The following is a 15,866-nucleotide window of genomic DNA, read 5'->3' on the forward strand; positions in this document are numbered from 1 at the left end:
CTGTGGATACCGCATCCGCCTCGATGCTGGAGCGGGCGGCGGCGTTGGCTGACGCCACCCGCCCGCACGTGGCCGATATCGACCGGGAAGTGGTCTCCGGATCGGTCGCCTACAAGCACCTGCGTTCCTCGGGCCTGCTGAGCCTCCTCGTGCCGACGGCATTCGGTGGCGACGGCGGCACGTTCTCGCAGTACACCGAGGTACTGGAGAAGATCGCGCAGACCGACCTCGCCACCGCCCTCGGCTTCAACATGCACAACGTCGCGATCGGCTCGCTGTGCGAGGCCGGCGACACCGCGCTGCCCGAGGGCGCGGCCCGGTTCCGGGCCTGGGTCTTCGATCAAGTGATCAACGAGCAGAAACTGTTCGCCTCGGCCACCTCGGAGGCGGGTGCCGGCGCGAAGCTGAGCCGGCTGCAGACGACGTACCGGCCCGGCGGGGACGGCTGGGTGCTCTCGGGCGCCAAGTCGTTCGTGTCGCTGGCGGGCGTGGCCGACTACTTCATCGTCGCGGCCCGCGCCGCGGACGACGACAGCGAGCACGAAATCTCCCACTTCGTGGTCGCCGCCGGAGACCCAGGCGTACGGTTCGGGCAGTTCTGGAACGGCGCCGCGCTGGCCGGCACCAGCACCGCCACCATGTTCCTCGAGGACGTGCCCGTCAGCCAGGAACGGCTGATGATGAACGTCCAGGGCATGTCACTGATCAAGCTGGCTCGCGAGCCGCACTGGATGATCTCGGGCTACACCGGCGCGTACCTCGGGCTGGCCGCCTCGATGTGCGCCGAGCTGATCGCCGTGGTGTCTCGCGACGCCCGCAAGTCGGCCGACCCGGTGGTGGTGCAGCAGATCGGCCGGCTGGTGGTGGAGCTGCGGGCGACCCGGGCGCTGGTCCGGGCCGCGGGCGTGATGATCGACACCCGGCGCGGCACGCCGGAGGCGGCCGAGACGGTACACGCCGCGAAGTACCGCACCGGTGAGCTACTGGCCGAGCTGGCCGACGCCTGCGTGCGGCTGGGTGGCACGGTGGCGCTGAACCGCGCGCACCCGCTGGAGCGGATGCTGCGCGAGGCGCCCTTCTGCCGCGTGATGCCGGCCAAGCCCGCCGAGTGCCTGGAGTACGTGGGCAAGGCGGCGCTCGGCGTCAACATGCGCGACGTCCGCAACTTCACCTGGTAACCCGGAAGGACAGCCGTGCCCTTACTCGACGTCACCGGCGGCCCGGTGGAGTACCTGGACATCCCGGGTCGCGACGACCTCGCGCCGCTGGTGCTGCTGCACCACGGCGTCGGTTCCATCGCCGGATGGTTCCGCTTCCACGCCGCCCTCGGTGCGGCGACCGGCCGCCGCACAGTTGTCTACAGCCGCCACGGTTTCGGCGGCTCAGCCCCGGCCGCGCGGCCACGCACGCTGCGGTACATCGACCACGAGGCGTGCGTGGTGCTCCCGGAGATCCTCGACAAGCTCGCCGTCGCCGAGCCGATGCTTGTCGGCAACAGCGACGGCGCCGCGATCGCGCTGGTCCACGCGGCGCAGTCCGGGCGGCCGGTGAGCGGGCTGGCGCTGATCGGGCCGCTGGTCTACCTACAGGAACGCGGCCGCAAGGCAATCGCGCAGATGGGCCGGGAGTTCGCCGAGGGTGACCTGCGCGCCCGTGTCGCCATGGTCCACGACGACCCGGACGAGGCGTTCTCCACCTGGTACGACGCCTGGAGCGGCGACGACGTCGCGGACTGGAGCATCATGCCCCTGCTGGGCAAGGTCACCTGCCCCACGCTGCTGGTCTACGGCAGTCGCGACCCTTTCCTCGTCCCCGAGCAGATCGACGTGATCGAGTCGGCGCTCGGCGGGCCGGTGACCCGCGCGAACATCCGCCGGGGGATCCATCAGACGTTCGTCAACCATCCCCATGAGACGTTGGAGGCGGTCGTCGACTTCCTCTCCGCTCGTTCCGCGTCCCACAGAGAGGCATGAAGATGATCGACGTAGAGAGCCTGTGCGCCCTCGTGGCGGGCGCCATAGTGTGGGCCGAAGGCGAGGCGCCCACGCCCATCGACGCGGACACGCCGCTGCTGGCCAGCGGCTTACTGGACTCGCTGACCATTCTGCGCATCGCGGAGCGCGTCGAGGACGCCACAGGTGTCGTGCTGCCGGCCACGATGCTATCGGCCCGCAACTTCCGTACCCCGCAGCACCTGCACGCCGCCATCAGCCAGGTCGCGACGCAGCCAGCCAGCTAGCCGCATGTCCACCCGGGCGGCCAGCTTCACAGAGAGAGCTACCGATGACCGATCTCGGCGCCAGCGACCTGCCCGTGATGGATGCGGCGTTCCTGTCCAACCCGTACCCGCACTACGCCAAGCTTCGCGAGGCGGGCGCGGTGCACCGCATGCGAGGCTCCAACGGGCTGCGCATGTGGGTGGTGTCGCGCTACGCCGAGGCCCGCGAGGCGTTGGCCCACCCGGCCCTGTCCAAGGACATCTCGCGTTCGCACGAGCTCGGGTACCTGCAGCGGGAGCTGGGCGACAGCAGCTTCGGGCACCGGCTGACCACCTGGCCACTGTCGCACCACATGCTCAACCTCGACCCGCCCGAGCACACCCGACTGCGCAAGCTCGCCAGCAGCACGTTCACCGCGGGGCGGGTGCAGCGGCTCCGGCCCCGCATCGAGCAGATCAGCCTGCGGTTGCTCGACGAGATCGAGCGCACCACCCCGCCCGGCGAGCCGGCCGACATGATCTCCGCGTACGCGGAGCCGCTGCCGGTCATCGTCATCGGCGAGCTGCTGGGGCTGCCCGACGAGGATCTGCCGCAGTTGCGTGAGTGGACGGCGGTCCTGATGTCCAACGTGGACCCTTCGTTCCGCAAGGTGACCAAGCGGATCGCCAGGTACTTCAACGACGTCATCGATGCCAAGCGCGAGCGGCCCGGAACGGATCTGATCTCCGGCCTGCTGGCGGTCGACGACGACGGCGGGTTGACCCAGGTGGAACTGGTGTCAATGGCGTTCATGGTGCTCGTCGCCGGTCACGAGACGACGCTCAGCCTGATCTGCAATGGGCTGCGCGCCCTGCTCAACCATCCCCACCAGGGCGCCGCGCTGCGCGCCGACCCGGCGGGGATCCCTCGCGCGGTGGAGGAGTTCCTGCGGTTCGAGGCGCCGTTGAGCCGGTCCACGCTGCGCTACGTGGCCGCAGAGGTCACCATTGGCGGGGTGACCATGTCCGAGGGCGACTACGTGGTGGTGCTGATCGGCTCGGCAAACCGCGACGAGGGGGCCTTCGACCGAGCCGAGGAGCTTGATCTCAAGCGTCGCCCGAGCGGTCACCTGGCCTTCGGGCACGGCATCCACTACTGCCTGGGCGCGCCGCTGGCCCGGCTGGAGGGCGAGATCGCCTTCGGGCACCTGCTGTCGCGGTACCCGGACCTACGCCCGGCAGTGCCGGACGCCGACCTCGTCTGGCGGGACAGCACCCTGGTGCACAGCTTCGAGCACCTTCCGGTGATCCTGCGGTGAAGAGGGGTCCGGCCGTCCGGCGGGTGAGCGCCGCTCAGTCCGGCCGGGCGGCCAGGCCCATCCGGTCGACCTTGCCGCGGTCGGTGAGCGGGAAGTCCGCGACCGCGACCACCCGGTCGGGCAGCATCCGGCGCGGTAGCAGCCGCGACAGCCCCGACGTGAGCTGCTGGACGACCTCGGGCTCGCCCTGCACGTAACCCCAGATCTGCCCCGTGTGCGGTGCCGCCGACTTCTGCACGACGGCCACGGCCCGGGTACCCGCCTGCTCCTCCAACGCGCTCTGCACGTCGAGCAGGTCGATGCGGTACCCGTTGCGCTTCACCTGGTTGTCCTTCCGCCCGTCAAGATGCAGCCGCCCGTCGGCGGCACGGTGCCCGAGGTCGCCGGTCGGGTAGCCGCGCCGCAGCACCCCGTCGGGAAAGCGCACCATCCGGGTGGCGTCGCGCAGGACCCCCTGCTCCAGGTAGCCGACGAACACCGTCGGGCCCGCCACGACGATCTCCCCCGCGTCGGACGGCTCGTCGTCCTCGTCGAGGAGGACCACGTGGGTGTCGGCGATGGGTACGCCGATGGACAGGCCGTCGCCGGGCTTCCAGCCTGGAGCGACCTGTTCCCAGGTGCACACGTTGGTCTCCGTGGGGCCGTACAGGTTGTACAGCTCGCAGTCGCCCGCAGCCTGCACGTACCGGTGCAGCAGTGGCAGCGGGAACGGCTCACCGGCGAACACCATGCGGCGCAGCGCCGGCGGCCAGTTCCGATCGATCTCGCCCTGCTCCAGCAGGCCCCGGTACAGCGACGGCACCGCGTACAGCACCGACACACCCCGTTCGGACAGCCAGCCGACCAGATCACCGGGGAAGAGCGTGTGAAACGGCGGCACCAGGTCGAGGCACGCCCCTGCGATCGCGGTCGAGAACAGGTCCAGCGTGCTCAGGTCGAAGGTCAGCGACGCCTGCGACGCCACCCGGTCGGCCGGCTCAAGGCGCAGCACCTCGGCTGCCCAGCGGGCGAAGTGCAGCACGTTGCGCTGGGTGAGCAGCACGCCCTTCGGGTTGCCGGTGCTGCCGGAGGTGAACAGGATGTAGCCGCCGTCGGCGGGCAGCGACTCCTCGACGGGCGGGTCGGCCAGGGTGAGCAGGTGCAGACCCTCGACGTCCAGCTCCCGGGACCGCACGGGGCCCAGACGCGCCGGCACGCCGGACGGATCGGCGCACACGAGATGGCCCAATCCCCCGGCCCGCACCGTACGGCTCAGGCGCTCGGCCGGGTCGAGCGGTTCCAGCGGCGCGACGAACGCCCGAACCCGCAGCACCGCAAGGATTGAAATCACCGCTGCCGGGCTCTTGGGCAGCAGCACCCCGACCCGGTCCCCGGGGCCGACCCCGGCAGCACGCAGCGCAGCGGCTGCCACGTCGACAAGCGCGTCCAGCGCGGCGTACGTCAGCGTCCGCTCGTCGTCGCACAGCGCGGGCGCGCCGGGGCGCTCCCGCGCTCCGGCCGCCAGCGCGGAGTCCAGGAAGGTGTCCATCGCCGGCGCGCTCATGCCCGGACGGTCGCGTCCGCGTCGGCCGCGCCGTGGCCGCCGTCGGCGTCGGTGTAGATCGGGCATTGCAACGCGAATTCGAACGGAGCGAACGTGTTCCACTGCGGCAATGTCCGGAAGTACGCCGCGATCGGGTTGACAGGGCTCCAGAAGTCGCCGCTGATCAGCCGCGCGAACCATTTGTCACCGGCCAGTCGCAGCCCAGCCCGGCGCAGCATCCGGCTCGGATTGAACCGGTTCTCGTAGAAAACGTAGACCAGCCGCATATATGCGTCGTACCCGGTCTTGTACAGGGCCGTGTACGACTCGCGCAGTTCCTCCGCCCGGGCCGGGTCGGTGATGTCGAGCAGTTCGTGGGCCGTCTCCGCGGCGCGCATCCCGGTCGTCATCGCCAGGTAGACCCCGCCGGAGAACATCGGGTCGATGAAGCAGCCGGAGTCGCCGACCATCGTCCACGCCGGCCCCGCCACCACGTCGGCGTAGTACGTGTAGTCGGTTTCGACCTTGAGCTCCGGCTCCCCCGTCGTGCCGGCGATGCGCTCGACGACGCGGGGCAGGCGGGACAGGTGCTCGTCAAAGATCTTGTCGAGCTCGCCGGCGCGCACGTTGCCGCGGGGGGTGACGGCACCGACGCTGATCCGGTCGGCGGCGATCGGGATCGCCCACAGCCAGCCGTCCTCGTGTCCCCCGATCTGGATGTCGCCGGGCTCGACCGAGCCGTTTCGCTCGTCGAACCCTTCGTAGTGTCGGAAGATCGCCACGTTGCGCAGCTTCTCGTTGATGCGGCGTAGGTCGAGCTGCTTCGCGATCCGGCTCGCACGGCCGCCGGCGTCGATCACGTGCCTGGCAGCCAGGAACCGGGTCGCACCGTCGTGCACGTAGCTGACGCCTGTCGCAGTGCCCTCGGCATCGAAGACCACGTCGACCACCCGCGCCTGGTGCCGGACGTCCGCACCGCGTTTCTTGGCCTGGCCGAGCAGGAAGTAGTCGAAGCGCGCTCGCTCCACCTGGTAGGTCACCGGGTGACGGCCTTCGCCCTGGTCGGCGAAGTCCACCCGACGGAAGTCGCCCTCCTCATTTGTGAACTCCGCGCCGCGCTTGAGCACGAAGCCCTGCGCCTCAACCTCGGCCGCGATGCCGAGCTTGTGGAACAGGCCCACCGAGTACGGCAACATTGACTCGCCGATGTGGAAGCGCGGGAAGTCGCGCTGCTCCAGCACCACCACCCGCCGACCGAGGTCGGCCAGCACCATCGCCGCGACGGCGCCCGCCGGCCCGCCACCGATTACCACAACGTCGCATTCCTCGTCCACCGGCAGTCTCGCCCCCATGATCGCAGTCAGTCGGGAATCGGGAATCGTTGGCCATCCTGGCACACCCGATCGGCGCGTGTGAATGCTGAATGTCCAATTCCGACATTCGGGAGGCCACGCTCGGCGGGCCACGTCACTCCCGATGCTCATCTATGGTTGGGCGCGGTGAGTGACCGAACGAGGGACGATTGTGTCTGATTCGTATGTGCCCATCGCAATAGTCGGCCTGGCAGCGCAACTGGGTCCCTGCTCCGATCTGGAGGAGTTCTGGCGGCTGCTCGACGCCGGCGAACACAGCATCAGCGACCGCCCGCCACAACGGGCGGAACTGGCGCACGCCCCGGCCGACGTGCCGACGATGGGCAGCTTCCTGCCCTCCGTCGACCGCTTCGACGCGACCTTCTTCGGCATCTCGCCGCGCGAGGCCGCCGTGCTCGACCCGCAACAGCGCCTCATGCTGGAGACCGTGTGGCGCGCCCTGGAGGACTCCGCCACCCGCGCCGCCGACCTGCGCGGCTCGCGTACCGGTGTGTGGATGGGCGGGCTCTGGCACGACTACGAGCTGCTGCGCCACCGCGCCGGTGAGCCGGCCACGCCGCACAGCATCGTCGGCAACTCACTGGACATCGTGTCGGCACGGGTGTCGTACTTCCTGGGCCTGAACGGCCCGAGCCTGACGGTGGAGAGCAGCTGCTCGTCGTCGCTGGTGGCCGTGCACCTCGCCTGCCAGTCGCTGGCTCGCGGCGAGTGCGCCGACGCGCTGGTGGGCGGCTCCAACCTGATCCTGACGCCGGAGACCAGCGAGGGGCTGACGCGGTTCGGCGGTCTGTCGCCGACCGGGCTTTGCCGGGCCTTCGGCGCGGGCGCCGACGGGTTCGTGCGCGGCGAGGGCGTCGCGGCGGTGCACCTCAAGACCCTGGCGGCGGCGCTGCGCGACGGCGACCGCATCCGCGCGGTGATCCGGGCCAGCGCCGTCAACAACGACGGCGGCGGCGCCAGTCTGGTCACCCCGAACCCCGCCGCCCAGGCGCAGCTGCTGCGGGACGTCTACGACGGCCACGGCATCCCGAAGCGGGAGGTCATGTACGTCGAGGCCCACGGCACCGGCACCCGCCGCGGCGACCCGGCCGAGGCCGGCGCCCTCGGGCAGGTGCTCGGCCGCCCCGGCACGGACTCCCCGCTGCTCATCGGGTCGGTGAAGTCCAACATCGGCCACCTTGAACCGGCCGCCGGCCTGGCCGGGCTCATCAAGGTGGTGCTCGCGATCGGGCACGGGCGCATCCCCGCCAGCCTGCACGCCGAGCAGCTCAACCCCGACATCGACTTCGCGGCCCTGGGCGTCACGGTGGCTCGTACGGCGGTGCCGCTGCCCGCCGAGGGGCCGGCCTACTTCGGCGTCAACTCGTTCGGCTGGGGTGGCACGAACGCGCATGTGGTCCTCACTGGGCCGCCGGCCGCTGCGGCCGAGCCCGAGCCGCGCACGACGGACCTGCCCGCGCGGGTGCTGCTGAGCGGCCACACGGCGGCGGCGCTGACGGAACGGGTGACGGACACCGCGGCGCTGCTCGGCCGCCTGCGGTCGGCCGCGGACGTTGCCGACCTGGCCGATGCCCTGGCCTGGCGGCGAGACCAGTTCGCCGAGCGGCTCGCCCTCGTGGTGCCACCCGAGCTGGTGGGCGCGGATCTGACCGCGGACCTCGCCGAGCTGCTCGCTGCGGGCGACGAGCCGGCCGCCGACGCGGTCGGCGCCCGCGGCACAGTGCTCAGCCGGGGCCGGGCCGCGCCGGTCGGCACTGTCGCGTTCGTCTTCCCCGGCCAGGGCAGCCAGTGGCCCGGCATGGCGGCCGGCGTGTACGGCCGCGACGAGGCGTTCACCGACAGCCTCGACCGCTGCGCCGAGGCGCTGCGGTCTGAACTGGACTGGGACCTGCGCGAGGACGTCTGCGACCCGCGGCGGCAGGCCTGGCTCGACCGGGTCGACCGCGTACAGCCCGCGTTGTGGGCGATGTCGGTGTCGCTGGCCGCGGCGTGGCGGGCGGCGGGCGTACACCCGGATGTCGTGGTCGGGCACAGTCAGGGCGAGATCGCCGCCGCGACCGTCGCCGGGATTCTGTCCCTGACCGATGGCGCCGCCGTGGTGGCCCGCCGGAGCACCCTGTTGCGCTCCATCGCCGGGCACGGCCGGATGCTCGCCGTCGAGCTCGACGGCGACGCCGCGGTCGAGGCACTGCAGGGTTTCGAGGAGCTGGTATCGATCGCCGTCGACAACGGCACCGGCTCGACCGTACTGTCCGGCGACACCGACTCGGTGCTGCTGCTGAAGGAGATTCTGGGCGCCGAGGACGTCTTCTGCCGCCTGGTGGACGTCGACTACGCCTCGCACAGCCCTCAGGTGGACCCGCTACTGCCCGGCATCCGCTCGGCGCTCTCGGGCCTCGCCCCGCGGCGGGCCGAGGTCCCCATGCTGTCCACCGTCACGCTGAGCCGCCCGGACGGTCCGGAACTGGACGCGGCCTACTGGGCGCGCAACCTGCGTCAGCCCGTACGGTTCGGCGACGCGATGGCGACACTGACCGACGACGGGCTGACCCACGTGCTGGAGATGAGCGCGCACCCGGTGCTGGCCGGCGTACTGGGCCGGATGCCCGTGCGCGGTGCACGCCCGGTGTCGGTGCTGCCGACGCTGCGGCGCGACGCCGGCACGGCGACCGACCTGGGCGCCGCCTTCGCCCGGGCCTGGGTTGCCGGACTCGGCGCGCTCGGGGCGCGGCCGGCGCGTCGCCCGGTGGTCTGCCCGCCGCCGTATCCGTTCCAGCGCGAGTCCTACTGGGTGCCCCCGCAACCGGCCGCGGGCCGGGTCGTGACAAGTGACCTGGCCACCCTGCCGACGGCCGTGGCGGGCGTGTCGCAGGCCGTACTCACGACCGGCCTGGCGGCCCACCCGTGGCTGGCGGACCACCGCGTCGGCGGCCTGCCCGTCTTTCCCGCGGGCGGCCACATCGGCGTCGCTCTGGCCGCCGCCGCGACGGGCGCCGAGGCGGCACCGGCCCTGCGCGACGTGGTCTTCGCCGAGCCGCTCGCGGTGGAGACCGACGGCACCGACCTCGCGGTGACCTGTCGACCCGACGCCGGGCTCTCCATCGCCTCCCTCGGCCGCGAGGGTGGTGTGGCCGCCCGTACCGAGCTCTGCCGGGCCATCGTCGCGACTCCGTCGGACCAGCTCACCGGCACGCCCGAGACGCCCGACGGCCTGGATCCGATGCCGGTGGAGGCCTTCTACGCCGACTGCGCCGCGCGCGGGCTCGACTACGGCCCGGCCTTTCGGAGCGTGCGGTCCGTGCGGCGGCGCGCCGGTGCGGCAGTGGTGTCGGTCGCCGTACCGGAGGGCGTCGCCGCCTTCCCTGGCGTGCTGCACCCAGTGCTGTGGGACGGCGTCCTCCAGGCCGCGCTCGCCGCGGATCCCGACGGCGACGCCGAGGTGCCCGCCGCGATCGACGAGGTTGCGCTGCGGCCCGGTGCGGCGCCGGTGCGGGAACTCATCGTGTACGCGTGGCGCACCGAGCCGCGGCACTTCCGGCTGCTCGCCACCGATGACAACGGTCAGATCGTGGCCCGCGTCGGCGGCCTGCGACTGGCTCCGCTGTCCGGCGGCGCACCGCGCGCCGTCGACGGGGTGTACGGGCTCGAACTGGAACCGGTCGAGCTGGCGCCGGCTCAGGACGGGCGAGTCGCCAACCGCACGGTGCTGTGCGGGCCGTACCCGTCCGAGCTGGTGCAGGCCCTCGCCGCCGCGATGCCCGAGGCGACGGTGCGGGTCGCCGAGGACCGCGCCGACGCGTGGCTCGAACACGCGGACCACGCCGTGTTCGTCGCCCCCGACCGGTCGGCCGGGGCCGACCGGCAGCGCGACGGCCTGCTCTCGCTGTCCCGCCTCATTGCCGCGCTGGCCACCGCCGGCAGGACGGCGCTGACGGTGGTCACCCGCGACGCCCTGCCGACGCCCGGCGGCGACCGCGTCGACCCGGGCGCGGCGATGGTCACGGGCCTGGTCGCCGTGGCGCAGAACGAGCATCCGCACCTGGGCCTACGGCTGATCGACGTGGATGCCGCGCCCGACCCGGCCGCGCTCAGGGCTGAGCTGCTGCACGGCGACGCGGACGACCTCGTGGCGCTGCGCGGCACCGCCCGCTTCGCCGGACGCCGCCGCGCGGGACGCGGGCCCGCCGTCGAGCCCGCTCGGCTGGTGAGCGCGGCACCGCAGCCGTTCCGGGTCGTGGCCGAGGTCCCGGGCCGGATCGACACCGTCACCCGGCAGCTTGCTCCGCCGGCCGAGCCAGGACCGGGCCGGCTCACGATCGCGGTCAGCGCCGCCTCGCTGAACTTCATCGACGTGCTGAAGGTGCTGGGGGCCTACCCGGACTCCGCGGACGACGCCGCGCTGCTCGGGCTGGATTGCGCGGGCACCGTGACGGCCGTCGGGGCAGGCGTCACGGACGTGGCCGTCGGTGACCGGGTGATCGGGTGCGGCCCCGCCGCGCTGGCCTCCCACGTCGAGATCGACGCGCGCCTTGCCCGGCCGGTACCGGCGGGCATGTCCGAGGCCGACGCGGCCGCGCTGCCGATGGTGTATGTCACCGCCTGGCACGCCCTGATCGACGTGGCCCGGATACGCCCCGGCGAGACCGTGCTGATTCACTCCGCGGCCGGCGGCTTCGGCCTGGCCGCCCTGCACGTGGCGCGCCTTCGGGGTGGGGTCGTGCTGGCCACCGCGGGCAACGAGGACAAGCGCGAGCTGCTGCGCGGGCTGGGGGTGACGCACGTCTTCGACTCGCGCGGCACCGACTGGGCTGACGAGGTGCGCCGGGTCGCGCCGCAGGGCGTCGACGTGGTGCTCAACTCGCTGGCCGGGCGCGGGATCGGCCTCGGCCTGGAGGTGCTCGCCGACGACGGCCGGTTCGTCGAGCTCGGCAAGCGCGACATCCACGGTGGCGCCGCGCTGGAGCTGGCGCCGTTCGCCAAGGCGGTCACGCTGTCCGCGGTGGACGTCGCGGGTCTGCTGCGGCGGCGACCGGACCGGATCGCCGCCGTCCTGGCCGAGGTGTGGGCCGAGATCACTGCGGGCCGTCTGCCGACACTGCCGGTGACGGAGTACGGCTTCGACGAGGTCGACCTCGCGTTTCGCGCGATGTCCACCGGCCGACACACCGGCAAGCTCGTGGTGGTCGACCCGGCCCTCGGGGCGGGCACCGTGGCACCCCGACCGTCGGCCGATGGGCGCTTCGACGCGGACCGGACCTATCTGATCACGGGCGGCCTGGGTGCGCTGGGCCTGTCTGCCGCGGAGTTTCTCGCCGAGCGCGGTGCGCGACACCTGGCCCTGGTGGGCCGCTCGGCGCCGTCGACGCAGGCCGCGGCGCGACTGGACGGGCTACGCGAGCAGGGTTGCCACGTCGAGGTGTTCGGCGCCGACGTCGGCGACGAGCAGGAGCTGGCCGCGGTCCTGGCACGGGTGCGCGCCTCGATGCCGCCGTTGTGTGGCGTACTGCACGCGGCCGGTGTGCTGCGCGACGCCACCATCGCGTCACTGAACGGGGACGAGCTGCGGGCGGTGTTCGCCGGCAAGGCCGACGGCGCGGCGCACCTGGACAGGCTGACCCGCGACGACGCGATCGAGTTGTTCGTACTCTTCTCGTCCGTCGCCGCGTACGTCGGCTCGCCGGGGCAGGCCGCGTACGCCGCGGCCAACGCGTACCTGGACGGGCTGGCGTACGCGCGTCGCCACGAAGGGCTGGCCGCCTTGAGCGTTCAGTGGGGACCGGTGCGCGATGTCGGCCTGGCGGCTGCGGCGAGCGTACGCGGTGATCGCCTCGGTGACCGGGGCCTGGACGGCATCTCGGTGGCCGAGTGCTGGCCGGCGCTGACAAGGTTCCTGCAGAACGGCGAGGCGGTGGTGGCCCGGGCGACGCTTGACGTACGCCGGTGGGTGGACAGCTATCCGGCCACGGCATCGCTGGCGAGCTGGCGGCCGCTGCTGGAGCAGCGGCAGGACGCCGCTGCCGCCGGGCACATGGCCGTTGGGGCGCTGCGCGGGCTGGACGACGCGGCGCTGCGCCATGAGGTGGAGGGCATCGTGCGCACCGCGGCGGCTTCGGTGCTGCGCATCCAGTCCACGCACCTGGAGAGCGACATACCGTTGAAATCGCTCGGATTGGATTCGCTGATGTCCCTGGAGCTGCGCAATCTGCTCGAATCACGGGTCGGGTTGCGGTTGAGCCCCACCCTGCTGTGGAAGTTCACCACCGTCGGCGAGCTCGGCACGGCGCTGACCGGCATGCTGGGCGACGCGCGTACCGGCGAGAGGAGTGACCGTGGCTGAAGGGACGGGCACCGCACCCGCACTGCGGCTGACCCCGGTCGAGATCCAGCAGCTCCTGGAGAATTCGATCTCGGTGGTGGATGGCATCCGGCTGGTGTCAGTCGAGGCCGACGCCTTGATCTTCGCGGTGGCGGCGCACGCGCTGAGCCAGCGTCAGGGCGGGACCGTCTCAGGCCCTGCGCTCTTCGCGGCGATGGACGTGGCCGCGTACGCGACCGTCAACGGCTACGTCGGACATGTCCCCACGGCGACCCTGTCGTCGTGCAGCGTCGAGTTTCTGGAGGCGGTGCGGCCGGCGCCGCTGACGGTTCAGGTGCGGCTCCTGCGCCTGGGCATGCGCAAGGCGGTGATGTGCGCGGAGGTGACCGGCGACGGCGTGCTCGTCGCGGTGGCGACCCTGCAGTTCGCCGTCCCGGCGCGTGCGGCCCGGACCGCCCTGGCGGCCGTGGATTGACCGGACCGCCGCGCCGTTGACGGCTCACGCGCGTGCGGCCGCGACGGAGTACGTCGTGCGCTGCCAGGGGTAGGTGGGCACGGTGGCGACGTGGCGCGCCGGCGCGGTCCACGGGACGGGCTCATCCGGCTTGAGCGGTTGGACGCGGGGATCGTCCCGGCCGGCTGCCAGCGCCGTCAGCCCGGCGATGGCCGTCGCCGGGTCGGCGGCGTCGACCCAGGCGGCCGCGGCATGCCGGGCGCGGCCGAAGGTCGCGGTCTGCGCGAACGCCGCGTACTGCGCGACGTCGACCGAGGCCAGCGCCTCAGCGTAGGCGCCGGCAAGCTCGGCCAGGGCCGCCTCGGTGCGCGCCGACACGAGCAGTCCCGGCGCCGGCTCCGCGACGGGGCCAGCCTCGTCGGCGCCGGCCCGGAGGCTCAGAATGACCGAGGCGTTGGTGCCGCTCATGCCGAACGAGCTCACCATGGCGCAGGGGCCCAGCTCACCGTCCCAGTCGACCGGCTCGGTCGGGATCGTCATGGCGGTGCCGGCGAGGTCGATGCGCGGGTTCAGCGTGCTGAACTGCGCCTGCGGCGGGATCTGGCGCCGCCGCAACGCCTCCACCGCCTTGATCAGCCCGAGGAGACCGGCCGCGGCCTCGGCGTGGCCCACGTTGGCCTTGACCGAGCCGAGGTGCAGCCGGCGTCCGCCCGAGCGGCGCCCGAGCGCCTCGGCGACCGCCTCCAGCTCTATCGGGTCACCCAGCGACGTGCCCGTGCCGTGGGTCTCCAGGTAGCCGATGTCGGCCGGCGCGCGCCCTGCCCGCGCCAGAACCTGCTCGATCAGGCGGGCCTGCGCCGCGACGTTGGGCGCGGTGAAGCCGGAGGAGCGGCCGTCCTGGTTGAGCGCGGTGGCCTCGACGACCGCCAGGATCCGATCGCCGTCCGCCTCCGCGTCGGCCAGCCGCTTGAGCACCAGCGCGCCGCAGCCCTCGCCACGGACGAACCCGTTGGCCAGGGCGTCGAACGGCCGGCAGCGCGCGTTCGGCGAGAGCGCACCGGTCTTACTGATCTCCAGCGTCGACCGCGGCGACAGCACCAGGTTCACCGCCGCCGCCACCGCCACCTCACAGTCGCCGGTCAGCAGCGATGAACACGCGGTGTGCAAAGCCGACAGTGACGAAGAACACGCGGTGTCCAGCGCCACCGCCGGCCCCCTGAAATCGAGGGTGTACGCCAGGCGGCCCGCCGCGAAGCTGTGCCCGTTGCCGACGGTCCAGTGCGCGGTCGGCTCCCCGTCCGCCCAGCTGCGGTAGTCCTGGCCGGTGATACCCACGAACACGCCAGTGCTGGCACCTCGGTCCGCGGGCCGGATTCCGGCGTTCTCGAACGCCTCCCAGGTGACTTCCAGCAGCAGGCGATGCTGCGGGTCGGTGGATCGCGCCTCGCGCGGAGACATGTCGAAGAACGGCGCGTCGAAATCGAGTGCGCCGTGCAGCCAGCCGCCCTGTTCGGGCAGCTGAGGCCCGACTTCAGACGGGCCGGGCGGGCGCCGGTCGGACGGCGGCTCCCCGGTGAGGTCCCGCCGGTCCAGCAGCGCCTGCCAGTACGCCTCGACGTCGGTGATGCCGCCGGGCGCGCGCACCGCCTGACCCACGATCGCGATGCGCCGGTCGGGCGTGGCCGCCGCGAGCTGTCGGCGCAGTGCGGCGATGGTGGTCATGGCGCGGCGCAGCGGTCCGTTCGGCTCCGCATCAGTATCTGGCATGGATGTCCTTTCAGGACTGACAGAGAGGGACTGCGCGATTACGGTTCGCATGTAGACTAATACGTCGATGGCTTCGAGCACGCCGGCCTGCCCGGGCATAGGCGCGCGTGACTGGGGGATCAGGCCACCACAGCGCATTGGTGCGCCACTTCAGGGTGGTCTCTGAGTGAGAGGCACACGCATGAAACAGGCGATTCTCGACGACGAAGAAGTCGTCGTACGAACCCCGGATGAGTTCTCCCGAATGCCTCGGGACTACAAGAAAATGCTCATCAGCCAGATAATGATCAATACCGAGGGCGAGCTGTCCGGCGCGGATGACTACGCCCTGGTGTTCCTCCCGTTGGCGCCGTCGGCCGAGGAGCGTCAGGTGTGTGTCGAGCGCGCCACGGAGGAGTACGACCACTACAAGATCGGCAAGCGGATCCTGGCCGACATTGGCGTCGACACCACGCACATGGAGACGCAGAAGTTCGAGGAACGCACCCTTTTCGCCGACCAGCGCATGCACACGTGCACCACGTGGGCCGAGCGCGGCATCTACTCCTACATCGGCGAGGAGACGGCCCTGATCATGATCAAGGAGTTCGCCCACAGCAGTTACAAGCCGTGGGCCGAGGCCGTCCGCACAATCATCCAGGACGAGAAGATCCATATCGCGCACGGCGCCCGCGTTTGCCGCAATCTGTCCCAGACGGCCGAGGGCCGCGCGGAGCTGCAGTACGCGCTCGACCGGCTGTGGCCCATGTTCGTCGGCCTGTTCGGCAGCCCGCACTCGGAGCGATCCAAGCAGGCGGTGCGCTACGGCCTGCGCCAGACCACGAACGGGGAGGCCCTCGATCAATGGCGTGAGCGGGTCGGCCCCCGGGTTCTCAACCTCGGCCTGACCGTGCCGAACTGCTGACATTGGATGCCACC

The 15,866-nt window shown here is 72.0% G+C and carries 10 protein-coding genes; 7 read left to right on the forward strand and 3 right to left on the reverse strand.

The genetic code is table 11. The features are described 5' to 3' along the window. Positions 1 to 2 precede the first annotated feature (2 nt). The 4 genes from ACLQ3B_RS24970 to ACLQ3B_RS24985 are packed head-to-tail and all read left to right on the forward strand — an operon-like array spanning position 3 to position 3,516. Positions 3 to 1,178 (forward strand): acyl-CoA dehydrogenase family protein, encoded by a 1,176-nt coding sequence (locus ACLQ3B_RS24970; RefSeq protein WP_425783132.1) that lies wholly within the window; start codon positions 3 to 5, stop codon positions 1,176 to 1,178. A gap of 15 nt (positions 1,179 to 1,193) precedes the next feature. Further along, positions 1,194 to 1,973 (forward strand): alpha/beta fold hydrolase, encoded by a 780-nt coding sequence (locus tag ACLQ3B_RS24975; RefSeq protein ID WP_425783133.1) that lies wholly within the window; start codon positions 1,194 to 1,196, stop codon positions 1,971 to 1,973. Beyond that, positions 1,970 to 2,239, forward strand: a complete 270-nt coding sequence (locus ACLQ3B_RS24980) for an acyl carrier protein (protein WP_425783134.1) — start codon at positions 1,970 to 1,972, stop codon at positions 2,237 to 2,239. Before ACLQ3B_RS24975 ends, ACLQ3B_RS24980 begins: the two co-directional genes overlap by 4 nt. Before the next feature lie 44 nt (positions 2,240 to 2,283). Continuing rightward, entirely contained in the window at positions 2,284 to 3,516 is a 1,233-nt protein-coding gene (locus tag ACLQ3B_RS24985; RefSeq protein ID WP_425783135.1) for a cytochrome P450 family protein, read from the forward strand. A 34-nt stretch (positions 3,517 to 3,550) separates the two neighbouring features. On the opposite strand, the gene ACLQ3B_RS24990 is transcribed toward ACLQ3B_RS24985, so the two are convergent. Both ACLQ3B_RS24990 and ACLQ3B_RS24995 read right to left on the reverse strand, forming a co-directional pair. Beyond that, positions 3,551 to 5,059, reverse strand: a complete 1,509-nt coding sequence (locus ACLQ3B_RS24990) for an AMP-binding protein (RefSeq protein ID WP_425783136.1) — start codon at positions 5,057 to 5,059, stop codon at positions 3,551 to 3,553. Continuing rightward, a complete protein-coding gene (locus ACLQ3B_RS24995; RefSeq protein WP_425783137.1) occupies positions 5,056 to 6,390 on the reverse strand; it encodes an NAD(P)/FAD-dependent oxidoreductase in 1,335 nt (444 codons plus the stop codon). The genes ACLQ3B_RS24990 and ACLQ3B_RS24995 overlap by 4 nt, the downstream gene beginning before the upstream one ends. 187 nt (positions 6,391 to 6,577) lie before the next feature. On the opposite strand from ACLQ3B_RS24995, the gene ACLQ3B_RS25000 reads away from it, so the two are divergent. Beyond that, a complete protein-coding gene (locus ACLQ3B_RS25000; protein WP_425783138.1) occupies positions 6,578 to 12,748 on the forward strand; it encodes a type I polyketide synthase in 6,171 nt (2,056 codons plus the stop codon). Then, a complete protein-coding gene (locus ACLQ3B_RS25005) occupies positions 12,741 to 13,202 on the forward strand; it encodes a PaaI family thioesterase (protein ID WP_425783139.1) in 462 nt (153 codons plus the stop codon). Before ACLQ3B_RS25000 ends, ACLQ3B_RS25005 begins: the two co-directional genes overlap by 8 nt. 24 nt (positions 13,203 to 13,226) lie before the next feature. On the opposite strand, the gene ACLQ3B_RS25010 is transcribed toward ACLQ3B_RS25005, so the two are convergent. After that, a complete protein-coding gene (locus ACLQ3B_RS25010; protein WP_425783140.1) occupies positions 13,227 to 15,029 on the reverse strand; it encodes a polyketide synthase in 1,803 nt (600 codons plus the stop codon). 100 nt (positions 15,030 to 15,129) lie between these two features. Between ACLQ3B_RS25010 and ACLQ3B_RS25015 the strand changes: the two genes are divergently transcribed. Next, positions 15,130 to 15,852, forward strand: a complete 723-nt coding sequence (locus ACLQ3B_RS25015) for a Phenylacetic acid catabolic protein (protein ID WP_425783141.1) — start codon at positions 15,130 to 15,132, stop codon at positions 15,850 to 15,852. The last annotated feature ends 14 nt before the right edge of the window (positions 15,853 to 15,866 follow it).

The organism is Micromonospora sp. DT53 (genome assembly GCF_049841535.1).
GTDB lineage: Bacteria > Actinomycetota > Actinomycetes > Mycobacteriales > Micromonosporaceae > Micromonospora.